This is a genomic window from Chelatococcus sambhunathii, assembly GCF_001418005.1.
In the GTDB taxonomy this organism is placed as follows: Bacteria; Pseudomonadota; Alphaproteobacteria; order Rhizobiales; family Beijerinckiaceae; genus Chelatococcus_A; species Chelatococcus_A sambhunathii.
Genome location: NZ_LIOL01000002.1, coordinates 569,630 through 595,284, shown reverse-complemented (window position 1 = coordinate 595,284; position 25,655 = coordinate 569,630). Strand labels below are relative to the sequence as shown.

17 protein-coding genes and 2 tRNA genes are annotated in these 25,655 nt (G+C 68.1%); 14 read left to right on the top strand and 5 right to left on the bottom strand.

The window, feature by feature from the left end:
* Nucleotides 1-80 precede the first annotated feature (80 nt).
* The gene (locus ASC46_RS21590) at nucleotides 81-1,280 is read left to right on the top strand and encodes a hypothetical protein (RefSeq protein ID WP_055458407.1); all 1,200 of its coding nucleotides are present in this window, start codon (nucleotides 81-83) and stop codon (nucleotides 1,278-1,280) included.
* Between the two features lie 26 nt (nucleotides 1,281-1,306).
* On the opposite strand, the gene sseA is transcribed toward ASC46_RS21590, so the two are convergent.
* Nucleotides 1,307-2,167 (bottom strand): 3-mercaptopyruvate sulfurtransferase, encoded by an 861-nt coding sequence (gene sseA / locus ASC46_RS06285; RefSeq protein ID WP_210165971.1) that lies wholly within the window; start codon nucleotides 2,165-2,167, stop codon nucleotides 1,307-1,309.
* 28 nt (nucleotides 2,168-2,195) lie between these two features.
* Nucleotides 2,196-2,912: an alanyl-tRNA editing protein gene (locus tag ASC46_RS06280; RefSeq protein ID WP_055458406.1), complete on the bottom strand. Its 717-nt coding sequence runs from the start codon at nucleotides 2,910-2,912 to the stop codon at nucleotides 2,196-2,198.
* A gap of 326 nt (nucleotides 2,913-3,238) precedes the next feature.
* Here ASC46_RS06280 and ASC46_RS06275 point away from each other — a divergent pair, with 326 nt between their 5' ends.
* From ASC46_RS06275 to ASC46_RS06265, 3 genes are read left to right on the top strand one after another with little or no spacing between them, the layout of a single operon-like run.
* Complete coding sequence (locus ASC46_RS06275) at nucleotides 3,239-4,282, top strand: HlyD family secretion protein (protein WP_055458405.1); 1,044 nt, start codon at nucleotides 3,239-3,241, stop codon at nucleotides 4,280-4,282.
* A gap of 17 nt (nucleotides 4,283-4,299) precedes the next feature.
* Nucleotides 4,300-7,071, top strand: coding sequence for a ribosome-associated ATPase/putative transporter RbbA (rbbA, locus tag ASC46_RS06270; RefSeq protein ID WP_055458404.1), 2,772 nt, complete (start codon nucleotides 4,300-4,302; stop codon nucleotides 7,069-7,071).
* 1 nt (nucleotide 7,072) lies between these two features.
* Nucleotides 7,073-8,242 carry an ABC transporter permease gene (locus ASC46_RS06265; RefSeq protein WP_055458403.1) on the top strand — a complete coding sequence of 390 codons (1,170 nt, stop codon included), beginning with the start codon at nucleotides 7,073-7,075 and terminating at the stop codon, nucleotides 8,240-8,242.
* A 54-nt stretch (nucleotides 8,243-8,296) separates the two neighbouring features.
* Here ASC46_RS06265 and ASC46_RS06260 read toward each other — a convergent pair whose 3' ends face one another.
* A complete protein-coding gene (locus tag ASC46_RS06260) occupies nucleotides 8,297-9,319 on the bottom strand; it encodes a zinc-dependent alcohol dehydrogenase (RefSeq protein WP_055458402.1) in 1,023 nt (340 codons plus the stop codon).
* Between the two features lie 253 nt (nucleotides 9,320-9,572).
* Here ASC46_RS06260 and ASC46_RS06255 point away from each other — a divergent pair, with 253 nt between their 5' ends.
* Genes ASC46_RS06255 through ASC46_RS06245 form a run of 3 tightly spaced genes read left to right on the top strand, consistent with a single transcriptional unit; the run spans nucleotide 9,573 to nucleotide 13,977 of the window.
* Entirely contained in the window at nucleotides 9,573-11,357 is a 1,785-nt protein-coding gene (locus tag ASC46_RS06255; protein ID WP_055458401.1) for a PHA/PHB synthase family protein, read from the top strand.
* A gap of 5 nt (nucleotides 11,358-11,362) precedes the next feature.
* Nucleotides 11,363-12,763 (top strand): bifunctional enoyl-CoA hydratase/phosphate acetyltransferase, encoded by a 1,401-nt coding sequence (locus tag ASC46_RS06250; protein ID WP_055458400.1) that lies wholly within the window; start codon nucleotides 11,363-11,365, stop codon nucleotides 12,761-12,763.
* Complete coding sequence (locus ASC46_RS06245) at nucleotides 12,760-13,977, top strand: acetate/propionate family kinase (protein WP_055458399.1); 1,218 nt, start codon at nucleotides 12,760-12,762, stop codon at nucleotides 13,975-13,977. The genes ASC46_RS06250 and ASC46_RS06245 overlap by 4 nt, the downstream gene beginning before the upstream one ends.
* Nucleotides 13,978-14,232: 255 nt before the next feature.
* Here the strand turns inward: ASC46_RS06245 and ASC46_RS06240 are convergent.
* A tRNA-Asn gene (locus ASC46_RS06240) sits at nucleotides 14,233-14,308 on the bottom strand.
* Between the two features lie 141 nt (nucleotides 14,309-14,449).
* Between ASC46_RS06240 and ASC46_RS06235 the strand changes: the two genes are divergently transcribed.
* The 7 genes from ASC46_RS06235 (at nucleotide 14,450) to ASC46_RS06205 (ending at nucleotide 23,399) form a co-directional block, all read left to right on the top strand.
* Nucleotides 14,450-14,523 (top strand) — tRNA-Cys (locus ASC46_RS06235).
* A gap of 101 nt (nucleotides 14,524-14,624) precedes the next feature.
* A complete protein-coding gene (locus ASC46_RS06230) occupies nucleotides 14,625-15,290 on the top strand; it encodes a protein-L-isoaspartate O-methyltransferase family protein (RefSeq protein ID WP_055458398.1) in 666 nt (221 codons plus the stop codon).
* The gene (locus tag ASC46_RS06225; RefSeq protein WP_245280484.1) at nucleotides 15,287-16,876 is read left to right on the top strand and encodes a TolC family outer membrane protein; all 1,590 of its coding nucleotides are present in this window, start codon (nucleotides 15,287-15,289) and stop codon (nucleotides 16,874-16,876) included. Before ASC46_RS06230 ends, ASC46_RS06225 begins: the two co-directional genes overlap by 4 nt.
* Before the next feature lie 142 nt (nucleotides 16,877-17,018).
* Complete coding sequence (locus ASC46_RS06220) at nucleotides 17,019-17,726, top strand: PopZ family protein (RefSeq protein ID WP_055458397.1); 708 nt, start codon at nucleotides 17,019-17,021, stop codon at nucleotides 17,724-17,726.
* A gap of 128 nt (nucleotides 17,727-17,854) precedes the next feature.
* Nucleotides 17,855-20,560 (top strand): valine--tRNA ligase, encoded by a 2,706-nt coding sequence (locus tag ASC46_RS06215; RefSeq protein ID WP_055458396.1) that lies wholly within the window; start codon nucleotides 17,855-17,857, stop codon nucleotides 20,558-20,560.
* Between the two features lie 291 nt (nucleotides 20,561-20,851).
* Nucleotides 20,852-22,582 carry a dihydroxy-acid dehydratase gene (gene ilvD / locus ASC46_RS06210; RefSeq protein ID WP_055458395.1) on the top strand — a complete coding sequence of 577 codons (1,731 nt, stop codon included), beginning with the start codon at nucleotides 20,852-20,854 and terminating at the stop codon, nucleotides 22,580-22,582.
* On the top strand, nucleotides 22,569-23,399 hold the full coding sequence (locus ASC46_RS06205) for a tetratricopeptide repeat protein (RefSeq protein WP_055458394.1): 831 nt from the start codon (nucleotides 22,569-22,571) through the stop codon (nucleotides 23,397-23,399). The genes ilvD and ASC46_RS06205 overlap by 14 nt, the downstream gene beginning before the upstream one ends.
* A gap of 14 nt (nucleotides 23,400-23,413) precedes the next feature.
* Here the strand turns inward: ASC46_RS06205 and ASC46_RS06200 are convergent, their stop codons facing one another.
* The gene (locus ASC46_RS06200) at nucleotides 23,414-25,555 is read right to left on the bottom strand and encodes a CHASE2 domain-containing protein (protein ID WP_055458393.1); all 2,142 of its coding nucleotides are present in this window, start codon (nucleotides 25,553-25,555) and stop codon (nucleotides 23,414-23,416) included.
* Between the last annotated feature and the right edge of the window lie 100 nt (nucleotides 25,556-25,655).

Here is a 25,655-nt window from a genome sequence, read left to right as displayed (position 1 = left end):
CACGAGTTGGCAGCATGAGCGCAAGGCTTTACTGTGCGCCGAAGAAGTATGGCGTAGACTGAAATGAAAGTTGTCGTGTGATGGTTGCCGTAATCCTCGTCGTTGCAGGTGTTCTCGTCGCCGGCGGTTTCTACGCGGTGATGGCCGGTGCCGAAGTCATCGTGCTCGAGCGCGGATGGTCGATGGTGATCGCCGGCAGTGTCTTCGCCGCCGCCGGCTTCGTTCTGGCGGCCATTGCGCTTCTGATGCGCGACCTGCGCCGCCTCGCTGGGGGCCTCGAGTTCCTTCCGACCCGCGAGTCGTCGCTGGGCCGGGCGGCCGAGCAGCCATTCGACGACGAGGCGGATTTTCGTCCTGTCGTCGTCCCCGGCGTGCCGATAGCGCCCTCCGCCGCCGCCGGTGCGGCCGCGACAACCGGTGGAAAGGCATGGGCGGAGGAGGAGACGCGGGAGACGGAGGCGGCCGAGGAGCCGGGCTTCGAGACGATGCGACCGTTCCCCTCGCGCCGATTCGAGGATCGTCCGGCAGCTGAGGAAGAACGGGAAGAGCCGGAAGAGCGGGAGGAGCCGGTCTCCGCCGCAGCCCCGGACCAGCCTGCATCGGCAGAGGAGGTGTCGGCCCAGCCCCCGCGCAGCGGCAAGCTGGATGATCCGTTCGCCCGCTTCGACTTTTCGCGGGATTTCTTTGTCACGGAGCCTCGGACGGCCGGGACCGAATCGCAGGAGGCTGGCGAACAGCAGAAGGAAGAGCCCCGCCTGTCGACCTTCGGCACGGCGCCCCAGGTGTCGGAGGAACCCGAAGCGGAGGCCGAGCCGGAGCCCGCCCCGAAGGGTGAGGAAACACTGCCCCAACTCCCGTCCTGGCTGCGTCGCACGGAGGACCGGGGCGACGCGAAGGGCTTCGAGGCGCCTGCAGCCCCCTGGCAACAACAGGGACGTGAACCTTCTTCTGCACTGGCCGCTGACGGGGCAACGCCGGAACCGTCTGAAGACGGGCCCGCAACGGACCGCGCCGAGGAGGCCCCGGCGGAGCATGACGAAGCCGGGGAGCCCGCGCCTGCGGAGCAGGAGGCCGACACCGCCCCGGCGGCGCCGACCGTCGTCGGCACCTACAGCGCCGGCGGCAATCTTTATGTGATGTACTCCGACGGTTCCATCGAGGCCGAGACGGGCCGCGGCGTCTTCAAGTTCGCCTCGCTCGACGAATTGAAGACCTATATCGCCACCGGAGAGGGTGGGCAGTTGCAGTCGTCGGGCCGGTCGGCACCCAAGGACGATTGACGGGCCATCGTTCCCTTCGGGGCCGCTCAGTCGGCCGGCCCGGTCACGACCGGGCAATCGGCCCGGCTGCCCCATTCCGCCCATGAGCCGTCGTAGAGCGCGGCGGGCGGCCTGCCCAACGCGTCGAGCGCGAGCCACAGGATCGCCGCCGAAACACCCGAGCCGCAGCTGGTGATGACCGGCCGGTCGAGGCTGACGCCGGCGGCCTCGAACACGGGCCGGATATCCTCCGGCGCCTTCAGCCTTCCCTGCTCGACGAGGCGGGCATGCGGCACGTTGAAACTGCCGGGTATGCGGCCGGGGCGCACGCCCGGGCGAGGCTCCGGCGCCTCGCCGCGGAAGCGTTCCGGCGAGCGGGCGTCGACGATCTGGGCCGAGCGATCGGTGAGCGCGGCGCGCACGCCCGCGACATCGGCGACACCCTGCGGCGCCCGCGCCGTGAACGACCGCCGCGGTGGCTGCACAGGCTCCGCGTCGACGGGCCGCCGCTCGGCCAGCCACTTCGGGAAGCCGCCGTCGAGGATCTTCACGTCCTGCGCGCCGAAGGCCCGGAACATCCACCACACACGCGCCGCGGCGAGCAGCCCCGCGCCGTCGTAGACCACGATCCGCATGCCGTCGCCGATGCCGAGCGCGCCGACGGCGTCCGCGAACCGTTCCGCCGTCGGCATCATGTGCGGCAGGTCGGTGCTCTCGTCGCGGATCGCCTCGATGTCGAAATGGACCGCGCCGGGGATGTGCGCGGCGCGATATTCGGCGGCGCCGTCGCGGTTGTCCGTCGGCAGATACCAGGAGGCATCGACGATGGCGATGTCCGGCGCGCCGAGATGCTCGGCGAGCCAAGCGGTAGAAACGAAATGGGCCGAAGGCAGCTTGGTCTCGCTCATGGCCTGGTCCTCTGCGTTACGGCCGTGATCAGGCGAGCGCGATGCGCACGCGCCGGTTCTGCCGACCCTTCTTCTCGATGGCGGTGATGGCGACCGCGCCGATCTCGCCGGTGGTCTTCACATGCGTGCCGCCGCAGGGCTGCAGGTCGAGCCCCGCGATCTCGACGAGCCGCACGGTGCCCGAGCCCATCGGCGGCTTGACGGACATGGTCTTGACGAGGCCGGGATTGGCGAGGAGCTCCTCGTCCGTGATCCAGCGCTCGCTCACCGGCGCATCCTGCGCGATCATCTCGTTGAGCTTGACGCCGATCTCGTCCTTGTCGAGGCCGGCATCGGGGATATCGAAGTCGAGCCGGCCCTCGCCGTCGCCGATGGCGCCGCCGGTGACGGGAAAGGGCAGGGCGACCGAGAGCAGGTGCAGCGCGGTATGCACGCGCATGCGCGCATGGCGGACGTCCCAGTCGAGGCGCAGGCCGACGATGTCGCCGATGGCGGGGAGACGCCCCTCGGCCGCCGGCACATGCGCGATCGTCGACCGGTCGGGGCCGTAGACGGCATTGGCGATGGCGATCTCCTGGCCGCCGGGCAGCATCATCCAGCCGATGTCGCCGGGCTGGCCGCCGCCCTGTGCATAGAAGATGGTGCGGTCGAGGATGATGCCGCCATCGTCGGAGAGGCCGACGACGGTCGCCTCGGCCGTTTTGATATAGGGATCGTCCCGGAACAGAAGGGTCGTCTTGCTCATCGCGCGCCTCCGCAGAACAGGTTGCGCGACCGTAGGCGGGGGCCCTGGCCGCTGCAAGCCCGTCGGGGGCAGTGCTGCGCCTCCGAGCCATGCAAGGCTGGGGGCGAAGCGCTCGCGGCCCGCTGCAGGCCGGACATGTGGGCTGCGGCAGGAATGGAGGAACATTGATTGGCATACCGTCGCCGGGCCATGATCTGCATCAAGGCCGCAGCGAGTGCCGGAGCCTAGGACGACACTCGGCCGGTGACGCCGGCTGGAATCGCGGCCTTTGGCAGCAGAAGCTGCCGAGGCGAGTTCACCGACAGTGGGCCTTCAGGAGGTTTCGGATGAGCCTGCCCCGTCCCTGTTGTCTTGCGCTGCTCGTGGTGTTTCTGGCGACGCCCGGCTGGCTGCCGCCCTGCGAAGCGGTCTTCGGTGCCGGGGTTGCGCAGGCGCAGGGAACCCTCGAGACGCTGTTCAACCGCCTGCGCCGCAACAGCCTGCCGGAGGGCATCGCCAGAGCCAACGGCCGTATCGAGGCCGAGCAGGTCGACGTCTCGGCCAAATATGCCGGCCGCCTCGCCGAGGTTCTCGTCGAGGAGGGCGACATGGTCGATGCCGGCACCGTCATCGCCCGCATGGATGATTCCGAATACCGGGCCCAGTTGCGCGGCGCCGAGGCGCAGGTGCTGCGGGCCGTCAAGGCGAAGGCCGAGGCCGAGGCCTTGATCGCCCAGCGCGAGAGCGACCGTCTGCTCGCGAAGGCCGAGCTCGACAGGGCCGAGGAGCTCTTCACCAAGGGCCATTTGTCGCAGGAGCGGCTCGACCAGCGGCGCAGCCAGATGAAGGCGGCCGATGCCGCGCTCAACGCCGCCCAGGCCTCGCGCGACCAGGCCGCCGCCGCCATCGAGGCGGCGAAGGCGGATGTGGCTCGGCTCGAGACGGTTGTCGCCGACATGGTGCTGAAGGCGCCCCGGCGCGGGCGCGTGCAATACAAGCTGGCGCGCGGCGGCGAGGTGGTGGCCGCCGGCGCGCGCATCGTCACGCTGCTCGACCTTGCGGACGTCTATATGACCATCTTCCTGCCTGCGCGCGACGCCGGCAGGGTCGTTCTCGGCGACGAGGCGCGCATCATCCTCGATCCCATCCCGCATTATGTGGTGCCGGCGCGGGTCTCCTTCGTCGCGGCCGATGCGCAATTCACGCCCAAGGCCGTCGAGACGGCAGACGAACGCGAGAAGCTGATGTTCCGCGTCAAGATCCGCATCGATCCCAACCTGCTCAGGCAATACGAGCCGCAGGTGAAGACGGGCGTGCGCGGCATCGGCTTCGTCCGCACCGACAAGGATGCCGGCTGGCCGACGGACCTCGCCATCCGGCTGCCGGACTGAGCCCAGCGGTAGCCTTCATGGATATCGCCTGCCCTTCTGCAGCCCCGGCCGTCACCGGCGCGGATGCTGTCGTCACCCTGCGCGGCGTCACCCACCGTTACGGCAAGGTGCACGCCCTCGACGATGTCTCGCTGTCCATTCCCGCCGGCTGCATGGCCGGGCTGATCGGCCCCGACGGGGTCGGCAAGTCGACGCTGCTCGCGCTCGCTGCCGGGGTGCGCAGGATCCAGGAGGGGGAGGTGAGGGTGCTCGGCGGCGACATGGCCGATGCCGGGCACCGCAGGGCGAGCGGCGCGCGCATCGCCTACATGCCCCAGGGCCTCGGCCGCAACCTCTATCCGACCCTCTCGGTCTACGAGAATCTCGACTTCTTCGGCCGCCTCTTCGGGCAGGGCACCGAGGAGCGCGAGACGCGCATCGCCGAGCTCCTGAAAGCGACCGGGCTCGACCCGTTTCCCGACCGGCCGGCCGGCAAGCTGTCGGGCGGCATGAAGCAGAAGCTCAGCCTGTGCTGTGCGCTCATCCACGATCCCGACCTCATCATCCTCGACGAGCCGACGACCGGCGTCGATCCGCTGTCGCGGCGCCAGTTCTGGGACCTTATCGAGCGCATCAGGCAGCGCCGGCCGGGCATGAGCGTCATCGTCGCCACCGCCTATATGGAGGAGGCGGAACGCTTCGACTGGCTCGCCGCCATCGACGACGGCAGGGTGATCGCCACCGGCTCGCCGGACGAGGTGCGCGCGCGGGCGGGGACGGACACGCTCGAAGCCGCCTTCATCGCCCTCCTGCCCGAGGAGAAGCGCCGCCAGCACGAGCCGGTCGCCGTGCGCCCGCGCGTCGCGAGCGACGGCCCGCCGGCCATCGAGGCGGAGGGCCTGACCTGCCGCTTCGGCGACTTCACGGCCGTCGACAATGTCAGCTTCCGCATCGCGCGCGGGGAGATCTTCGGTTTCCTCGGCTCCAACGGCTGCGGCAAGTCGACGACGATGAAGATGCTGACCGGCCTCCTGCCGGCGAGCGAGGGCTGGGCCAGGCTGTTCGGCGAAACGCTTGATGCACGCGATCTCGAGACGCGCCGGCGCGTCGGCTACATGTCCCAGTCCTTCTCGCTCTACGGCGAATTGACCGTGCGGCAGAACCTCGAGCTGCACGCCCATCTCTTCCACCTCCCGGCCGACAGGGTCGCGCCGCGGGTCGACGAGATGCTGCAGCGTTTCGACCTGGCCGATGTCGCGGACGAGCGCCCCGAAAGCCTGCCGCTCGGCATCCGCCAGCGCCTGCAGCTCGCCGTCGCGGTGATCCACGGGCCGGAGATGCTGATCCTCGACGAGCCGACGTCGGGCGTCGACCCGGTGGCGCGCGACGCCTTCTGGCGCTTCCTCGTCGGCTTGTCTCGTGACGAGGGCGTGACGATCTTCATCTCTACCCATTTCATGAACGAGGCCGAGCGCTGCGACCGCATCTCGCTGATGCATGCGGGCAAGGTGCTCGACGTGGGCACGCCGCGGGAACTGGCAGCGCGGCACGGCGGCGGCGACATCGAAGAGGCCTTTGTCGCCTGCCTTGCCGAGGCGGCGGGCATCGACCTGTCGGCCGAGGATGCGCAGGAGGCGCCGGTCGCGCTGCCGACGGCCATGGGACAGGCGCAGGCCGCGCGCTCCTTCGACCTGCGCCGGCTTTGGGCCTATGCGCGGCGCGAGACGATGGAACTGATGCGCGACCCCATTCGCCTCGCCTTCGCACTGCTCGGCCCGATCATCCTCATGATCACCTTCGGCTACGGCATCTCCTTCGACGTCGAGAAGCTCACCTTCGCGGCCCTCGACCAGGACCGGTCGCTGGAAAGCCGGCAACTGCTCGAAAGCTTCTCCGGCTCCCGCTATTTCGACGAGCGGGCGCCGATCGCCAATGCCGCCGAGGTGGTGGACCGCCTGAAGAGCGGCGAGCTCAAGCTCGCCATCGAGATCCCCGCCGGCTTCGGGCGCGACCTCGTTGCCGGCCGCCAGCCGGAGGTCGGCGTGTGGCTCGACGGCGCCATGCCCTTCCGGGCCGAGACGACGCGCGGCTACGTCAGCGGGCTGGCGCTGCAATATCTCCAGACGCAGTCGCACGAGCGCGGCCGCGGTTCCGTCAGCGTCCTGCCGGCCGATATCGAGACGCGCTTCCGCTACAATCAGGCCTTCAGGAGCATCTATGCCATCGTGCCGAGCGTCATCATGCTGATGCTCGTGCTGATTCCGGCGATCATGACGGCGGTCGGCGTGGTGCGCGAGAAGGAGACCGGCTCCATCGCCAATTTCCGCGCAACGCCGGTCACCAGGTTCGAGTTTCTCGTCGGCAAGCAGCTGCCCTATGTCGTCATCGCGGCCGTGAGCTTCGTCTCGCTGCTTGCGCTCGCGCTGCTGCTGTTCGGCGTGCCCGTGAAGGGCTCGCTGCCGACGCTGCTTTTCGCGACCCTGCTCTATATCCTCGCGACGACCGGCTTCGGCCTCTTCGTCTCGTGCTTCACGCGCACCCAGGTCGCGGCGGTCTTCGCCACCTCGATCATCGCCATCATCCCGGCGGTGAACTTCTCCGGCCTTCTCGTGCCGGTCTCCTCGCTGTCCGGCAGCGCCCGCTTCATCGGGCTCGCCTTCCCGGCGGCGTGGTACCAGCCGGTGAGCGTCGGCACCTTCACCAAGAGCCTCGGCTTCGCCGACCTGTGGCCCAACCTCGTCATGCTGGCGCTGTTCGGCATCGGCTTCATCGTCGCGTCGCAGGTCGCGCTCGCCAAGCAGGAGCCGTGAGATGAGCGGGCAATCGAAACGGCATCGCCTGTCGGCGCGCGGCATCGGCGGCCATGTCGCCAATGTCCTGCGCCTGGCGGTGAAGGAATTGCGCAGCATCCGGGCCGACCCGGTCCTCGTCGCGCTCATCCTCTACACCTTCACCTTCGCCATCTACTCGGTGGCGACGGGCGCGAAGACGGAGGCGGAGAACATGGCCATCGCGGTCGTCGACGAGGACCGCTCGTCCTTGTCGCGCCGACTGCAGGATGCCTTCCTGCCGCCCCTGTTCAAGACGCCGGTCGAAATCGGCGCCGGCGACATCGACGCGGCCATGGATGCGGGGCGCTTCGTCTTCGTGCTCGTCATTCCGCCGCGCTTCGAGGCGGATCTCCTCGCCGGGCGCCATCCCGAGCTGCAGGTCAATGTCGATGCGACGGCCATGACCCAGGCGGGCAACGGCGCCGTCTACGTGCAGAACATCCTGACGAACGAGATCATCGCCTTCCTGCAGCGGCGGGAGGGCAGCGCCATCCTGCCGGTCAACGTCGTCGTGCGGGCGATGTTCAATCCAAACCTGACCTCGTCCTGGTTCACCTCGGTGATGCAGGTGATCAACAACATCACCATGCTGTCCGTCATCCTGACCGGGGCCGCGCTGATCCGCGAGCGCGAGCACGGTACCGTCGAGCACCTGCTCGTCATGCCGGTGACGCCTGTCGAGATCATGCTCGCCAAGATCCTGGCGAATGGCCTCGTCATCGTGGCGGCGGCCTTCGTCTCGCTCGTCGTCGTGGTTGAGTGGCTGCTCGCCGTGCCCATCGCCGGATCGATCCTGCTCTTTCTTTCAGGGGCGGTGCTCTACCAGTTCTCGGTCGCGGCGCTCGGCATCCTGATCGCCACCTTCTCGACCTCAATGGCCCAGTTCGGACTGCTCGCCATCCCGGTGCTCATCGTGCTCAACCTCCTGTCGGGCTCGACGACCCCGATGGAGAGCATGCCGGAGTGGCTGCAGCATGTGATGCAGATTTCACCGGCGACGCATTTCGTCGCCTTTTCGCAGGCCGTGCTCTATCGCGGGGCGGGGCTCAAAATCGTGTTGCCGCAGATGCTGGCGCTCGCCGCCATCGGTGTCGCCTATTTCGCCGTCTCGCTCGGCCGCTTCCGCAAGGTTATCTTCAACGCCGGTTGAATGGCGGCCTAGGCGGATGAGGGGCGGCGACGGAGACCATCGCCGCCGAAGGGCTCAGGCGAGGTCGAGGACGACCCGGCCGTCGATGGCGCCGGCTTCCATGCGCTCGAAGACGTCGTTGATGTTGTCGAGCCGGTCCCAGGAAAAATGGGCCGCGACGGCGCCGTCGCCGGCGAAGGCAAGCGCCTCCTCGAGGTCCTGGCGCGTGCCGACGATGGAGCCGCGTACCGTGATGCGCTTCAGCACCGTGTCGAAGATCGGCATCGCGAAACGGCCCGGCGGCAGGCCGACGAGGGCCATCGTGCCGTGCGGACGCAGCACGCCGAAAGCCTGCTCGAAGGCAGCGGGCGACACCGCCGTCACGAGGACACCATGCACGCCGCCGATGCGCTGCTGCAGCTCCGAAACAGGGTCGCGCTCGCGGGCGTCGATGGCAATCTCCGCGCCCAGCGACCTGGCGAGTTCCAGCTTGTCGGGATGCACGTCGATGGCGGCGACATGCATGCCCATGGCGCGCGCATATTGCACGGCCATGTGGCCGAGCCCGCCGATGCCGGAGATCGCCACCCATTCGCCGGGCTTCACCTCCGTCTCCTTGAGGCCCTTGTAGACGGTAACCCCGGCGCAGAGCACCGGCGCGGCCGGTCCCCAGGCGAGGTTTTCAGGCAGCCGGCCGACGTAGTTCGGGTCAGCGAGGGCATATTCGGCGAAGCTGCCGTTGACGGAATAGCCGGTGTTCTGCTGGCTGCCGCATAGCGTCTCCCAGCCGGTGCGGCAATGGGGGCAGTAGCCGCAGGCCGTGTGCAGCCAGGGCACGCCGACACGGTCGCCCTCCTTCACGCGCTTCACGTCGCGCCCCACAGCGGCAACCGTGCCCACGCCCTCGTGGCCAGGAATGAACGGAAGCGTCGGCTTGACCGGCCAGTCGCCCTTCACCGCGTGCAGGTCGGTGTGGCAGACGCCCGTCGCCGCGATCTTGACGAGGATCTGGTCCGGCCGCGGCTCCGGCACCGTCCATTCCTCGATGGCGAGAGGCTCGCCGAACACCCGCGCTATGGCGGCTTTCATCTTGGGCATGGCACACTCCTTCGGTTGAACCCTGCGGGTGAGAGGCGGGCGAGGCCGCGGCCTCGAGAACGATCGCGGCGGCTTCCGGGTTGTCGTCACATTGAAGCGGATCATGTCTGAGAGCCGCGATCATGCGTCGGCACGGCCGGGGTCTGCTTTGTGCGAGATCAAACGGTGGGGTTGCCCGGCGTGCCATTGTGCGACGCAGCGCGGACATGCCCGACGTGAAGGCCTGCGGTCGGGCTGGACAGAGGAACGCGAGATGAACGATCCCCGTCACCCCCGGATCTCGACGGCACACACGTGTCGCGACGAAAGCCTGGGACTGGAGGGCTACCGCGCCCTGGACCGCATGCGCGAGGCGCTGACAGGAGCGATAACCGGCGGAATCTCGCCGACCTCGCTGGCGCTTGCCCTGTTCGACTGGTCGATCCATCTCGCCGCGGCGCCGGGCAAGCGGCTGGAGCTCATCGACAAGGCGGTGCGCAAGACCGGGCGCATCGCCGCCCATATCGCCGCCGCGGCAGCCCGGCCCGACACGCCGCCCTGCATCGAGCCGCTGCCCGGCGATCATCGCTTCCGCGCCGAGGGCTGGCGCAAGCCGCCGTTCAGCCTATGGGCCCAGGCCTTCCTGCTGCAGCAGCAATGGTGGCACAACGTCACCCGCGAGGTGCCCGGCGTGAGCCCGCACCACGAGGAGGTCGTCTCCTTCGCCGTGCGGCAGCTCCTCGACGTGTTCTCGCCATCGAACTTCCCGCTGCTGAACCCGGAGGTGCTGGAGAAGACGATCGAGACCGCCGGCGCCAATTATCTCGAAGGCTTCTCGAACTTTCTTGAGGATGTCACCCGGCAGGCGACCGGACAGCTTCCCGTGGGCGCGGACGCCTTCCAGCCGGGCCGCGACGTCGCGGTCACGCCGGGCAAGGTGGTCTTCCGCAACCATCTGATCGAGCTCATCCAGTATGCGCCGGCGACAAAGGCGGTGCTGGCCGAGCCGGTGCTGATCGTACCGGCGTGGATCATGAAGTACTACATCCTTGACCTTTCGCCGCAGAACTCGCTCGTCCGCTATCTCGTCGGGCAGGGGCATACAGTCTTCTGCATCTCCTGGCGCAATCCCGACGCCACGGACCGCGATCTGTCGATGGACGACTACCGGCGGATGGGGGTGATGGCGGCGCTCGACGCCATCAATGCCATCCTGCCGGATGTGAAGGTCAACGCGGTCGGCTATTGCCTCGGCGGCACGCTCCTGGCGATCGCGGCGGCGGCCATGGCCCATGCTGGCGACGATCGCCTCGCCTCGATGACGCTTCTTGCCGCGCAGACGGATTTCACCGAGCCGGGCGAACTGGCGTTCTTCATCGACCACAGCCAGATGCACTTCCTCGAGAGCATGATGTGGAACAGGGGCTATCTCTCCGCCGACCAGATGGCGGGCGCCTTCCAGCTGCTGCGCACCAACGACCTCGTCTGGTCGCGGCATATTCGCGAATATCTGATGGGCGAGCGGGCGCCGATGTTCGACATCATGGCCTGGAACGCCGACACGACCCGCATGCCCTATCGCATGCACGCCGAATATCTGCAGCGCCTCTACATCGACAACGAACTGGCGAGCGGCCGCTTCATGGTCGAGGGACGCCCGGCGGCCCTGCAGAACATCCGCGTGCCGATGTTCGTCGTCGGCACGGAGCGCGACCACGTGGCGCCGTGGCGCTCGGTCTACAAGGTGCATCAGCTCTGCGACACGGACATCACCTTCGTCCTGACGAGCGGCGGCCATAATGCGGGGATCGTCAGCGAGCCGGGGCATGTCGGCCGCACCTTCCGCACCGGCCTCAAGGAGGCCTCCGCCCTCTATCTCGGCCCGGACGAATGGCTGGCGGCGGCGACGGTGAAGGAGGGCTCCTGGTGGACGGACTGGGCGGCCTGGCTCGCGGAGCGGTCAGCAGGCGAGCGGGTCGCCCCGCCGGCGATGGGGGCGCCGCGCAAGGGCTATCCGCCCCTCGCCGATGCTCCGGGCACCTACATCTTCCAGAGGTGAGCGGCATGAGCGATTTCCTGCGCAACCGCACTTTCGACGAGCTGCGCCCGGGCGACGGCGCCTCGCTGGTGCGTGTTGTCGGCCGTGACGACATCGACCTGTTCGCGGCCGTCTCGGGCGACGTCAACCCGGCCCATCTCGATGCCGCCTTCGCGGCGACCGACAGGTTCGGCCACGTCGTCGCGCACGGCATGTGGACGGCGGCGCTGGTCTCGGCCGTGCTCGGCACGGAACTTCCCGGCCCGGGCACGATCTATCTCGGGCAGGAGCTGAAGTTCCTGAAGCCGGTCACCCCAGGCGACACCATCACCGCACGGGCGAGCGTGCGGGAGAAGCGCCCCGAGAAGCGCATCGTCCTTCTCGACACCGTCTGTACCAACCAGCGGGGTGAGGAGGTCCTGAGCGGCGTCGCGACGGTGATCGCGCCGGAGCGGCGCATCGAATGGCCGCGCAAACGCCTGCCCGACGTCTCGCTGCGACGGCATGACCGCTACGAAGAGTTTGTGGCAAAGGCCCGCAAGGCGCCGCAGGTCCGCGCGGCCATCGTGCATCCCTGCTCCGTCGCCGCCATGCAGGCGGCGGTCGAGGTGCGGGACGAGGGCCTGTTGGAGCCGCTCCTGATCGGGCCGGAAGCGAAGATCCGTGCCACGGCCGACGCGGCGCAGGTATCGCTCGACGGCATCACGATCGAAACCGTCCCCCACAGCCACGCGGCTGCGGAGCGCGCGGTGGAGCTCGCCGTCGCCGGCGCGGTGTCCGTTCTCGTCAAGGGCAGCCTGCATACGGACGAGTTGCTCGGCGCGGTCGTGGCACCGTCTTCCGGCCTCAGGACCGAGCGCCGTATCAGCCACGTCTATGCCATGGACGTGCCGGCCTACGACAAGCCGCTCATCGTCACCGACGCGGCCGTCAACATCCAGCCGACGCTCGACCACAAGCGGGACATCTGTCAGAACGCGGTCGATCTTCTGCGCATCCTTGGCATGGAGGAGCCGCTTGTCGCCGTGCTCGCCGCCGTCGAGACGGTCAACCCCAGGATGCCGTCGACGCTCGACGCAGCAGCCCTGACCGTGATGGCGGCCCGCGGCCAGATCACCGGCGCGCGCGTCGACGGGCCGCTTGCCTTCGATAATGCCATCAGCCCCGATGCCGCACGCACGAAGGGCATCGTCTCGCCCGTCGCCGGCCGGGCCGACATCCTGCTGGTGCCGGACCTCGAGGCCGGCAACATGCTGGCCAAGCAGCTCATCTACTTTGCCGGCGCGACGGCCGCCGGGCTCGTCCTCGGCGCCCGCGTGCCGATCGTCCTCACCAGCCGGGCCGATCCTCTCTCGGCGCGGATCGCCTCGGCAGCACTGGCAAGACTCGCTGCGGCGCCCCGTCGCCCGCCGGGGGTGGGTGCATGACGGGCGATCTTCTCGTCACCTTCAACGCCGGCTCGTCCACGATCAAGATCGGCCTGTTCGAGGCCGGCGCGGGGAGGGCGCGGCGCATCGCCCGGGGCATCATCGACCTGCGCCGCGCGCCGCCGATGTTCCGGCTCGACGAGGGGCCGCTGCCCTTCGAAACGGCACTCGCGGCGCCGGCCGAGGACGTGCGGGGTCTTCTGGCCGAGACTTTCGGTCTCGTCGGCCAGCACGTCGACCTCGAGCGGGTGAGGGCGGCGGGCATCCGGGTGGTGCACGGCGGCGGCACCTTCACCGGGCCGGTCCTTATCGACGACGATGTCGTCGGCAAGCTCGACGAATTGACGGTTCTGGCGCCGCTGCACCAGCCGCAGAGCCTGCGCATCATCCGCGGCATCCGGCACCTGCGGCCCACGCTGCCGCTGTGTGCCAGTTTCGACACCGCCTTTCACCAGAGCCAGGACGATATCGTGCGCCGTTTCGCCCTGCCGCGCGCGCTGCACGACGAGGGAATCAGGCGCTATGGCTTCCATGGCTTGTCCTACCAGTTTATTGCCGGCGAACTCGCCCGCCGTGCGCCTGAGACGGCGGCCGGCAAGGTCGTTGTCGCCCATCTCGGCAGCGGCGCCAGCCTGTGTGCGCTCGAGGGCGGCGTGAGCCGGGACACGAGCATGGGCTTCTCGACGCTCGACGGGATTCCCATGGCGACGCGCTGCGGCGCGCTCGACCCCGGCGTTCTCCTTCACCTCATGGGGCAGAAGGCCATGCCGCTCGCCGCCGTCGAGGACCTTCTGTACCATCGCTCGGGTCTTCTCGGCGTCTCCGGCATCAGCCCCGACAGCCGCGTTCTCCTCGATAGCCGGGATGTGCGGGCCGAGGAGGCGATCACGCTCTTCTGCTTCCGCATCGCGGGCGAGATCGCGCGCCTCGCCGTGACGCTCGGCGGCCTCGACGGTGTCGTCTTCACCGCGGGCATCGGCGAGAATCAGCCGCGCATCCGTGCCGAGGTCTGCGCGCGGCTGGGCTGGCTCGGCCTCACGCTCGATGCGGGCGCCAATGCCGCCAACGCCCCGCGCATCAGCACGGAAGACAGCCGCATCGCCGCCTACGTCATCCCGACCGACGAGGAGCAGGTGATTGCGGATGAGACGCTGGCTGTGGTCGGCGATGCCGACCGTGGAGGACCGGCAGGCCACGATCTGCTTCGAGTCTGAGGTCCGGAGCGCTCCTGCCCGTCGGAGGGTCGGCCGAACCGGCCGTTCCGGAGGTCACTGTTTGGGACGGCCAGGAAGCTGGCAGACGGCAAGATCCTTGATGAAAGCCGCCAACTGGCGGCAACGCTTCACCAAGGTCCGCAGCGTTCTCGTTCGATCTTGCGTGGATTGGCACCTCATTGGCGCTTGCGGCGCCAATGTCCGAGCGCGGACGGGGCAATCTGAAGCGTAACAACGATTTTGGGAGGAAGAAGGTGGCTCCCCGAGCAGGACTCGAACCTGCGACCATTCGATTAACAGTCGAACGCTCTACCGACTGAGCTATCGGGGATCACGGCCGGTTGACTATATCATGACAGACGCTCCTGCAACCCCTTTTCGTGCCCGTCACCAGGCTGTGGATCGAGGGGGAGGGGCACCCCAAAACGGATGTTGCGGAAGGGCCCGCGCCTTTGGTATGAACCCGCGGCGAGGCCTCGTGGCGGAGTGGTTACGCAGAGGACTGCAAATCCTTGCACCCCGGTTCGATTCCGGGCGAGGCCTCCATATCCGGCGATACCGCTTTCGGGATCGAACCCGCCGGCCCGATGCCAGCGGGAACGCTGCCCGGGGTGTCCTGCCGGCAGCGATCCTGAAAGGTCCCCCCGATGCTCGATTTCGCCCAAGCCCGCCGCACCATGGTGGACTGCCAGGTCAGAACCTTCGACGTGGTGGACCATGCCTTGCTGAGCGTCCTTGAGGAAGTGCCGCGCGAGCGTTTTGTGCCGGCCGCCGCGGAAGCTACCGCCTATTCCGACCGAGCCATCACGCTGACGCGATTCGCCGACGGGACGGCGCGTGTCATGCTGCCACCCATGGTGCTCGCCCGGATGATCCAGGCTCTCGACATCGTGCCGGGCAGCCGCATCCTCGATGTGGCCGGCGGCACGGGCTACGCGAGCGCTGTCATGGAGCGTCTGGGGGGCGATGTTGTCATGCTCGAGGCGGATCCGGCTCTGGCAGAGCGTGCGAAGGCCATCCTGTCCGATCTCGGCTGCGACGTCACGGTCCAGGTCGGACCGGTCGCCGAGGGTTATGCAGCGGGCGCGCCCTATGACCTGATTCTCGTGAACGGGGCCTATGAGACCGTTCCCGACGAATTGCTCGCCCAGCTCGCCGACGGCGGAAGGCTCGCCGCGGTCGATGCCTCGGAAGGGGCTGGCCGGGTCGTGCTCTTCCAGCGTGCTGGCGAGGCGGTGGGTAGCCGTCGGCTGTTCGATGCCGCAGCGCCGGTGATCGAGGGGTTGCGGCGCGCGCCGTCCTTCCAGTTTTGATTGTCTTCAAGGTTATACGCTGTGTCGCATTTTTGCGGCACAACCAGAAAAGTTGGCGCGATCGTTCGCGTCAGCGGTTCTCGCTGCCGGATCCGGGCTGTATGCTCGCCGCCGAGCGTTCGCAGGGGCTGGCACGTTCGAAGAAGGATTCTGAGGTGCTTTTTAGGCCTCGACATGACGGGAAGGTGGCCGTGATTCGACATTCGAAGACCACCGGGGCGAAGTGGCTGAAGCTTGCGGCACTGTCCGGCACCATCCTCGCGTCCTGCGCTGCTGCGCAGGCCGAGACGATGGCCGGCGCGCTCGCGAAGGCATACGAGAACAACCCGTCTCTGAACGTCCAGCGTGCGCAGGTGCGCATCACCGACGAGAACGTGCCCCGCGCCAAGGGCGGCTGGCGCCCCACCATCACCGCGCAGGGCACCATTGGCGCCGTGGCGTTAAATTCGCGCACACCCAACGTCGGCGGGTCCAATGACGATCTGTTCCGCCGCACCATCGGTATCGAGGTGCAGCAGATGATCTTCGACAGCGGCCGCACGCTCAACACGGTGCGCGCGTCCGAATCGCAGGTCTTCGGTGCGCGCGAGACGCTTCGCAACACCGAGCAGAGCGTGCTCCTCGAAGGCGTCATCGCCTATATGAACGTGCTGCGCGACACCGCCGTCTACAACCTGCAGACCAACAACGTCGAGGTGCTGCAGGAGCAACTGCGCCAGACGAAGGACCGCTTTGACGTGGGCGAGGTGACGCGCACGGACGTCGCCCAGGCCGAGGCGGCGCTCGCTGCCGGGCGCGCCCAGCAGAGCGTGGCCCAGGCCAATCTCAGGTCCAGCATCGCGACTTACCGGCAGGTGATCGGCGTTGAGCCCAAGCAGCTCGGGCCGGGCATTTCGGCCGAGAAGTACCTGCCCAAGACGGTGGATCAGGCGGTCGCGCTCGGGTTGCAGCGCCACCCGGCGATCGCCGCCGCGCAACACAGCGTCGATACGGCCGAGTTGCAGGTAAAGGCGACGGAAGCGCAACTGCTGCCCGATTTCCGGGTTTCGGCGGGCGTGTCGCAGAGCTGGGACCAGACCATTTCTGGCGACCGGCGCACGAGCGCCTCCATCATCGGCACGCTCAACGTTCCCATCTATGAGGGTGGCGTCGTCTATGCGCAGACCCGGCAGGCCAAGGAGACCGCCGGTCAGGCGCGCATCCAGGTCGATCTGATCCGCGACCAGGTGCGCCAGCAGGTCATCGCCACCTGGTCACAGCTGGAGGCTGCCAAGCAGCAGATCACGGCGGCGCAGGCGCAGGTGGAAGCCAACCAAGTCGCGCTTGAGGGCGTCCGCGAGGAGGCCAAGGTCGGCCAGCGCACGACGCTCGACGTGCTCAACGCCCAGCAGGCATTGCTCAATTCTCGCGTCGAGCTGGTCACGGCCCAGCGAGACCGCATCGTTGCATCCTATGGCGTGCTCTCGGCCGTCGGTCGCCTGGCGGCGCCCACGCTGGGCCTCAGGGTCGCGACCTATGATCCGAAGATCCACTTCGAGCAGGTCAAGGACAAGTGGATCGGTCTCGACACGCCGAGCGGCAAGTAGCAGAGGTGGTATTTTGCGGCCGGAATGCCGCTAAATCCTGTGGTCTTTCGGGCGGGGCGCTTGCCTCGCCCTTTCTGCGTGAAATACTCGGCTGAGGCGGACGGACGTGATTCCCGCGTCCGACAATTGATCGGTGCGACGCATGAATTCGGCGAGCCCCAAGCTGCAGGACCCTGCGAAGACGCCCGAGCCGACGATGGACGAGATTCTCGCGTCCATCCGGCGCATCATCACGGAGGACCAGTCCGCGGCGGCGCCGGCTCCCCGGCTGCCGGTGGCGGAAGAACGCATCCCCCGTCAGGATGCCGGCCGTCCCGACGGCGCCCGTGCCGATAGCTTGCGCCGTGAGGCCGCCGCTCATGAGCGGATGCACCGGGGTGAACCCTTCCTGCCGGAGACGCCGCGCAGGCCTGTTGCCGCCGAAGAGTCTGGCGCCGCGGTGCGCCCGCCGGCTCCCGGGCCCGCACCGCATGCGACGCCCCTGAACGCGCCGGCCGGCCGCGAAGGCTTCTCCCGCGCCGCCATCGAGCGCAGCGTTGCCGAGGAGGCTATGCCGTCGCTGGTCGCGTCGCTTTCAGCTGCGCTGCCGCCGCGACAGCCGGAGCCCGCATCTGCCCAGCGCGAGGCGAGGGACGAGTTGCTCTCGCCACAGACCGGCGCCCGCGTCGCCTCCTCGTTCGAGGCTCTGACGTCCAACGTTTCCGGTCAGGGTGCGCGCACGCTGGAGGACCTTGTGCGCGATATGCTGCGTCCCATGCTCAAGGCTTGGCTCGACGACAATCTTCCGGCCATCGTCGAGCGCCTCGTGCGGCAGGAGATCGAGCGCGTGGCACGCGGCGGCCGCCGCTGAGTCTTGTTGCGACACGCGCAGTCTGATCGCCGGATCAACCTGGTCCGCGATTGACTTATGCCTGTCGCTTCGCTTTCTACCAGTCGGTTCCCCGCGCCGGCCCCTGCCGGCGTGCGCAAATGGTTTGGGTGATGGACAAGACTTTCGAGCCGGGCGCCGTCGAGGCGCGGATTTCCGCCTTGTGGGAGAAGGAAGGGGCGTTTCGCGCCGGGCGTGCGGATCGCGCCGGCGCGCCGCCCTATTGCATCGTCATTCCTCCGCCGAACGTCACCGGCTCGCTGCACATGGGGCATGCGCTCAACAACACGCTGCAGGATGTGCTCTGCCGCTTCGAGCGCATGCGTGGCAAGGACGTGCTGTGGCAGCCGGGCATGGATCATGCCGGCATTGCTACGCAGATGGTGGTCGAGCGCCAGCTCATGGAGCGGCAGGAGCCGTCTCGCCGGGACCTGGGGCGGGAGCGCTTCGTCGAGCGCGTCTGGGCGTGGAAGGAACAGTCCGGCGGCGCCATCATCAACCAGCTGAAGCGCCTCGGGGCCTCGTGCGACTGGTCGCGCGAGCGTTTCACGATGGACGAGGGGCTGTCGCAGGCCGTCGTAAAGGTCTTCGTCACCCTCCATTCCGAGGGCCTGATTTACAAGGACAAGCGCCTCGTCAACTGGGATCCGCGCTTCCTTACCGCCATCTCGGATCTCGAGGTGCAGCAGGTCGAGGTCAAGGGTCATCTCTGGCACATCCGCTATCCGGTCGAGGGCGAGGCGGAACGCTTCATCACCGTCGCCACAACCCGGCCGGAGACCATGCTCGGCGACACCGCGGTCGCGGTCCATCCCGAGGACGAGCGCTATCGCGATCTCATCGGCCGGAATGTCGTGCTGCCGCTCGTCGGCCGGCGCATCCCGATCGTCGCCGATGCCTATTCCGATCCGGATAAGGGCACCGGTGCAGTCAAGATCACGCCGGCGCACGATTTCAACGACTTCGATGTCGGCAAGCGCCATGGCCTCCGGCTCGTCAACGTGCTTGGCCCGGAGGCCGAAATCACGGTGCGCGATAACGAAGCTTTCCTTGAGGGCGCCGTGGCCGGCGCCGATCTCGACGCGGTGCTCGCACTCCATGGGCTCGACCGTTTCGAGGCGCGCAAGCGCATCGTCGCCATGCTGGAGGAGCGGGAGCTTCTCGCGGCGATCGAGCCGCACACCCACATGGTGCCACACGGCGACCGCTCCGGCGTCGTCATCGAGCCTTGGCTGACGGACCAGTGGTATCTCGATGTCAAGCCGCTCGCCGAGAAGGCGCTCGCCGCGGTGCGCGCCGGCAAGACGCGTTTCGTGCCCGAGACATGGGAGAAGACCTACTTCCAGTGGCTCGAGAACATCGAGCCGTGGTGCATCTCGCGTCAGCTCTGGTGGGGGCACCAGATCCCGGCGTGGTACGGGCCGGATGGCCATGTCTTCGTCGCCGCGGGTGAGGACGAGGCAAGGTCCGCCGCGGCCCGCCATTACGGCAGCGAAGTGTCGCTCACCCGGGACGAGGATGTGCTCGACACCTGGTTCTCCTCCGCGCTGTGGCCGTTCTCGACGCTCGGCTGGCCGGAAAAGACGCCGGAGCTCGCCCGCTATTATCCGACCAGCACGCTCGTCACCGGCTTCGACATCATCTTCTTCTGGGTCGCCCGGATGATGATGATGGGCATCCATTTCATGGACGACGTGCCCTTCCGCGACGTCTACATCCACGCCCTCGTCCGCGACGAGAAGGGCGCGAAGATGTCGAAGTCGAAGGGCAACGTCATCGACCCGCTCGACCTCGTCGAGAAATACGGCGCCGATGCCCTGCGCTTCACGCTCGCCGCCATGGCCGCGCAGGGGCGCGACATCAAGCTTTCGACGCAACGGGTTGAAGGATATCGCAATTTCGCGACCAAGATCTGGAATGCGGCGCGCTTTGCCGAGATGAACGGCTGCGTGCGCGTGGCGGATTTCGCGCCGGACAAGGCGACGCTGACGCTCAACCGCTGGATCGTCGGCGAGTGCGGGGCGGCCGCAGGCGCGGTCACGGCGGCGCTCGAGGCGTTCAAGTTCAACGAGGCGGCCGGCGCGGCCTACCGCTTCGTCTGGAATCTCTTCTGCGACTGGTATCTCGAGCTCGCCAAGCCTGTGCTGCAGGGCGAGGACGGCCCCGCCAAGGACGAAACGCGGGCGACGATCGCCTTCGTCCTCGACGAGATCTGCAAGCTGCTGCACCCCTTCATGCCCTTCCTCACCGAGGAGCTATGGGCCATCAAGGGCGAAGAGGGGCCCGCGCGGGAGACGATTCTGGCGCTCGCGCCGTGGCCTGCGACCAGGGTGGCGGGCGATGCCGAGGCGGAGGCCGAGATCGGCTGGATCATCGACCTCGTGTCCGACATCCGCTCCGCCCGGGCAGAGACGAACGTGCCGGCCGGGGCGCAGGTGCCGCTCGTCTTCGTTGGTGCCTCCGCCGAGACCCGGGCGCGCGTCGCACGCTGGGAAGATGTGCTGCGCCGTCTCGCCCGGCTGGGCGACATCAGCTATGCCGAAGCTGTGCCCGGGGGCAGCATCCAGCTCATCGTCCGCGGCGAGGTGGCGGCCCTGCCGCTCGCCGGCCTCGTCGATCTCGCTGCCGAGCGTATTCGCCTCGAGAAGGAACTCGGCAAGCTCGATGCGGACATTGCCCGCATCGACGCCAAGCTCGCCAATGCGGACTTCGTCGCCCGCGCCCCGGAAGAGGTCGTGGAGGAGCAGAAGGAGCGCCGGGAGGGCGCTCTCCTGCGCCAGGGCAAGATCCGCGAAGCGCTCGCACGCCTCGCATAGCGATTAAGGTTAATTTCCTCTCAATTTTATGTGACTTCAGCGCAACAGGCCGTGACGATCGACGATCGGCACGGCCCTGGCGCTGCGGCTGCCGCGAAGCCGCCATAAACGAGTCGCACCTCTTTACGCACAGCAAATCCTTGAAAGCGCTGCGGTTTGGCTGCGGGGTCCAAGGTTCCGGCAAGCAATTGCCGGGAGGATTGGGCTCGTGGGTGCCTCTTGGCATCGCCGCAGGCTTCTGGGAAAGAATTGCCTCGCAAGGGGCAGGGCGAACAGGGAGTGCGTTGCCATATGGACGCGCGCGTCTTCAACAAGGCGAAGCTGCCCAGCCGTCACGTGACGGAGGGGCCCGCGCGTGCGCCCCATCGCTCCTATTATTATGCGATGGGCCTGACAGAGCGGCAGATCCACCAGCCTTTCGTCGGCGTCGCCAGCTGCTGGAACGAGGCGGCTCCCTGCAACATCGCCCTGATGCGTCAGGCCCAGGCGGTGAAGAAGGGCGTCGCCGCCGCCGGCGGAACGCCGCGCGAGTTCTGCACGATTACCGTGACCGACGGCATCGCCATGGGCCACCAGGGGATGAAGTCCTCGCTCGTCTCGCGCGAGGTCATCGCCGATTCGGTCGAGCTCACCATGCGCGGCCACTGCTATGACGCGCTCGTCGGCCTCGCCGGCTGCGACAAGTCGTTGCCCGGCATGATGATGGCCATGGTGCGCCTCAACGTTCCCTCGATCTTTATCTACGGCGGCTCCATCCTGCCCGGCCACTTTCGGGGAAAACCCGTCACCGTGCAGGATGTCTTCGAAGCCGTGGGCCGCCATTCCGTCGGCGGCATCTCGGACGACGACCTTGCCGAGCTGGAGCAGGTGGCCTGTCCTTCGGCCGGAGCCTGCGGCGCGCAGTTCACCGCCAACACCATGGCAACCGTCTCGGAGGCCATCGGCCTCGCGCTGCCTTATTCGGCGGGTGCACCGGCGCCCTACGAGATCCGCGACCGCTTCTGCATGACGGCGGGCGAGATGGTCATGGAACTCGTCGCCCGGCAGATCCGCCCGCGCGATATCGTCACACGGAAGGCGCTGGAGAATGCAGCGACCGTGGTGGCCGCCTCGGGCGGCTCAACCAATGCGGCACTGCATTTGCCGGCTATCGCCCATGAGGCGGGCATCGGGTTCGACCTCTTCGACGTTGCCGAGATCTTCCGCCGCACGCCCTATATCGCCGATCTCAAGCCCGGCGGGCGTTATGTCGCCAAGGACATGTTTGAGATCGGCGGCATTCCGCTCCTGATGAAGACGCTGCTCGACCACGGTTTCCTTCATGGCGACTGCATGACCGTCACGGGTCGCACGATCGCGGAAAACCTCGCTTCCGTGCGCTGGAACGATGAGCAGGACGTGGTGCGTCCCGCCGACAAGCCGCTGTCGCCGACGGGCGGCGTGGTCTGCCTTCGCGGCAATCTCGCGCCGGATGGCGCCATCGTGAAGGTGGCGGGCATGGACGAGGACAGCCTCGAATTTGCCGGACCCGCCCGATGTTTTGACAGCGAGGAGGCCTGCTTCGAGGCGGTGACGAACCGCGCCTACGAAGAAGGGGACGTTCTCGTCATCCGCTACGAAGGGCCGCGCGGCGGCCCCGGCATGCGTGAGATGCTGGCCACGACGGCGGCCCTCTACGGGCAGGGCATGGGCGACAAGGTGGCGCTTATCACGGACGGACGTTTCTCCGGCGCGACGCGAGGCCTGTGCATCGGCCATGTCGGGCCGGAGGCGGCTGTTGGCGGACCGATCGCCTTGCTGCGCGACGGCGACATCATCGAGATCGATGCCGTGGCCGGCAGGCTGGATGTGCGGCTGTCCGAGGCTGAGATGGCGCGTCGGCGCGCCGTCTGGACCCCGCGCGAGACGGATTATGGCTCGGGGGCACTCTGGAAATATGCGCAGACGGTTGGGCCGGCGCGCGGCGGCGCCGTGACCCATCCCGGCGCCTTCGAAGAAAAGCACTGCTATGCTGACCAGTAGAGTACTCGCCTGCGGGCTCGGCGCTCTCGTCTTTGCCGCCACGCCGGCGGCCCTGGCGCTCGACGGCCCGCGCTCCGCCGCCGCCCCGGTGATCGGCGCCTCGCCCACCGATGCCTTCAAGTCGGTGCGCGACGCCTTCAAGATCGGCATCCGCGACTACAACGCCGGCGACAAGGTGGGCGCCGTGCGCGCGCTCGAATATGCGGCAACCCAGGGCCATACCATGGCGCTGTGGAAGCTCGGCCGCATGTATGCCGAGGGTGACGGCGTCGGCCACGACGATCTCAAGGCCTTCGAGTATTTCTCGAAGATCGCCGACCAGTATGCGGACGAGAGCCCGGCTTCGGCCAATGCGCGCTTCGTCTCCAGCGCCTTCGTCGCGCTCGGCGGCTATTTTCTTGAAGGCATATCCGGCAGCTACGTCAAACGCGACGTCAGCCGCGCGGTGGACATGTTCTACTATGCTGCCTCCTACTACGGCGATCCGGATGCGCAGTATGGCCTTGCACGCCTCTATCTCGAGGGGTTAGGCGTCGAGAAGGACAGCCGCCAGGCAGCGCGCTGGCTGCACCTGTCCGCGGAGAAGGGGCATCACGCCGCCCAGGCGCTACTCGGCAACCTGCTCATCCTCGGCGACGGCGTGCCGCGGCAAGGTGCCCGCGGCCTGATGTGGCTGACGATGGCCCGCGAGGCAGCCGATCCGCAAAAGGACAGCTGGATCATCGATCTGCATGACAAGGCCTTCTCTTCCGCGAGCGAAAGCGACCGGCAGGCGGCGCTCGCCTACATGCAGCAGTATCTCAGCAAACACCGCTAAAAACCTCAGCTGATTCAGCCTTTCGACACCGACTCGTTCTCCGCGAGTCGCGCCCGGTGGAAGGCGTATAGCGGCGCCCGGTCAACCCCGCGGGAGTTTCGCGATACCTCGTCCAGAAGCTCTCGTGCTGATGGCCGCCTCCCGATTGCGGCCTCGATGGCACAGTCGTGTTGCCGGCGGAAATCGTCGAATCCGGCGTCCCGCTGGTCGGGCCCGCACACGAGCGTATAAAGCCGCGTCGCCTCGCCGCGGCCGCGCAGGCGCACCTCGTCGACGAGGAGGAAGCCGAAGGCGGGCGCCGCGGCGACGACCGCTCCCGAGGCGAGGATTGGCTCCCCGTAGATTTTGCTCGCCTGCTCGATGCGCGCGGCAGCATTTACCGTATCGCCCACGGCGGAATAGTCGAAGCGATGCAGCGAGCCGAGGTTGCCGACGCAGGCCGGACCGGTGTGGATGCCGATGCCCACGGCAAGCGGCGGCAAACCCTCCTGCGCCAGGGCTGGGGCAAGCCGGCCAATGGCCGCTTGCATGGCGAGGGCGGCCGCGAGCGCCTTCGCCACGTGGTCGGGCACGTCGAGCGGTGCGTTCCAGAAGGCCATGAGGCCGTCGCCGAGGAACTTGTCGATGGTGCCGCCGTGGCGCATCACCTCGTCGGTCAGCGGCGTGTGCACGGTATTGAGGAAGGCGACGACGTCCCGCGCGTCGAGCCGCTCGGCACGACTGGTGAAGCCGCGAATGTCGGCGAAGAGAACGGTTATCGGCCGGGTTTCGCCGCCGAGCGCCAGGCGCCCTGGTTCGCGCGACAGCACCGCCACGACCTCCGGTGACAGATAGCGCGCGAAGGCTTGGCGGATCCACCGCCGCTCCGCCTCAGTGCGACGCAGGGCGATGGCGATGGCACTGGCGAAAGACGCCGCCGTGCCGGCCAGCGGCCAGACTGGATCGATGAGCATCGCCGCGCGCGAGAAGGCAAGCCAGCTTGCCGCGCCCACGGCCGCCGCGAGGCCAAGGAAGGCGGGGGCGCTGACAAGGGGCCGCACTCGCAGGGCAAGTGCCACGGCAAGGGCGCTGAGGGCAAGAAGCCCGGCCACCTCGACGCCCGGCGCATAATCCGGCCGCATCAGGCGGGCACCCGACAGCACGTGCTCGAGGAATTCCGCGTGGATATCGACGCCGGGCACCGCCGCCTCGAGCGGCGTCGCGCGCACGTCGGCAAGGGCGGCGGCGCTCGCGCCGACGAGGACGATGGCGCCGGAAAGCGCGGCCGTATCGGCGGAGCCGTCCAGCAGGCGCCAGGCCGGGAGGCGACGCTCGTCTCGGGTGCCGGCATAGTGGATGCGCAGCGCCCCGTCCGCCTCTGTGGCGATCGTGACCTCGCCGATGCGCACGGCCGCGATCCCCGTCGGACGTCCGAAAGCGGTTTCGCCGCTCGCATTCGAGGCGCGCACGAGGATGGTCGATGCCCCTTGCGCGACACGCAGCGCCTCGCTTGCCAGGCCCGGCACCAGCGCATCGCCGAGCGCCATGAGCGTCGGCACGCGCCGCACGACGAGGTCGCGATCCGGCACCCAGTTGAGCGCCCCGAGGCCGGCTGCCGGTTCGGTGAAGAGCGGCAGAGAGGGAATGACGCCCGAGAAGCGCGGCACGAATTTCAGGGGATCGTCGCCTGCCGTGGCAAAGCCCGCTTTCGGCGCGAGGGGCGTCTCACCAGGGGCGTTCGTCAGGGAGAGGCTCATGATGACAGGGGCTGAGGCGACGGCCTCGGCCAGCCGCTCGTCGCCGTCCGGCCCGTTGGTTCGCTCCGGCTCCGACAGGAGGATGTCGAAGGCGACGGCACCGGCCGCCCGCAGCCGGTCGACGATCGCGGCGAGGCGCGCCCGCGGCCAGGGCCACTGGCCCAGTCGGGCAAGGCTCTCGTCGTCGATATCGACGATGCGAACGGGCAGGGTGGGGTCGTAGGGACGCGGCGACAGGCGCTGGTAGCTGTCGAATGTGATGTCGCGCACGGCGCGCACCGGCATGGGCGCCCAGAGGATGAGCGCGGCAGTGACGGCAACCGGAACGAGCACGGCGATCCAGCCGCCGGGCTGCAGGTGGCGGCGTGCCCATCGGCGTCGGTCCGTCGGTGTCGTCGGCGTCGGGCCGCTGTCCTGCATGGGTCGTCTCCGTCTGCAGGAGAGACTGTCGCAATCGCCGGTGCGCAAGGCAAATCGCGCCCCTTCCTCGTGCACTGGCTGCGTTGCAAGTTATACTCTC

Excerpts from the sequence above, each read along its gene's own strand:
- ASC46_RS21590 (WP_055458407.1), top strand. The coding sequence starts at position 81 with ATGGTTGCCGTAATCCTCGTCGTTGCAGGTGTTCTCGTCGCCGGCGGT.
- sseA (WP_210165971.1), bottom strand. The coding sequence starts at position 2,167 with ATGAGCGAGACCAAGCTGCCTTCGGCCCATTTCGTTTCTACCGCTTGG.
- ASC46_RS06280 (WP_055458406.1), bottom strand. The coding sequence starts at position 2,912 with ATGAGCAAGACGACCCTTCTGTTCCGGGACGATCCCTATATCAAAACG.
- ASC46_RS06275 (WP_055458405.1), top strand. The coding sequence starts at position 3,239 with ATGAGCCTGCCCCGTCCCTGTTGTCTTGCGCTGCTCGTGGTGTTTCTG.
- rbbA (WP_055458404.1), top strand. The coding sequence starts at position 4,300 with ATGGATATCGCCTGCCCTTCTGCAGCCCCGGCCGTCACCGGCGCGGAT.
- ASC46_RS06265 (WP_055458403.1), top strand. The coding sequence starts at position 7,073 with ATGAGCGGGCAATCGAAACGGCATCGCCTGTCGGCGCGCGGCATCGGC.
- ASC46_RS06260 (WP_055458402.1), bottom strand. The coding sequence starts at position 9,319 with ATGCCCAAGATGAAAGCCGCCATAGCGCGGGTGTTCGGCGAGCCTCTC.
- ASC46_RS06255 (WP_055458401.1), top strand. The coding sequence starts at position 9,573 with ATGAACGATCCCCGTCACCCCCGGATCTCGACGGCACACACGTGTCGC.
- ASC46_RS06250 (WP_055458400.1), top strand. The coding sequence starts at position 11,363 with ATGAGCGATTTCCTGCGCAACCGCACTTTCGACGAGCTGCGCCCGGGC.
- ASC46_RS06245 (WP_055458399.1), top strand. The coding sequence starts at position 12,760 with ATGACGGGCGATCTTCTCGTCACCTTCAACGCCGGCTCGTCCACGATC.
- ASC46_RS06230 (WP_055458398.1), top strand. The coding sequence starts at position 14,625 with ATGCTCGATTTCGCCCAAGCCCGCCGCACCATGGTGGACTGCCAGGTC.
- ASC46_RS06220 (WP_055458397.1), top strand. The coding sequence starts at position 17,019 with ATGAATTCGGCGAGCCCCAAGCTGCAGGACCCTGCGAAGACGCCCGAG.
- ilvD (WP_055458395.1), top strand. The coding sequence starts at position 20,852 with ATGGACGCGCGCGTCTTCAACAAGGCGAAGCTGCCCAGCCGTCACGTG.
- ASC46_RS06205 (WP_055458394.1), top strand. The coding sequence starts at position 22,569 with ATGCTGACCAGTAGAGTACTCGCCTGCGGGCTCGGCGCTCTCGTCTTT.
- ASC46_RS06200 (WP_055458393.1), bottom strand. The coding sequence starts at position 25,555 with ATGCAGGACAGCGGCCCGACGCCGACGACACCGACGGACCGACGCCGA.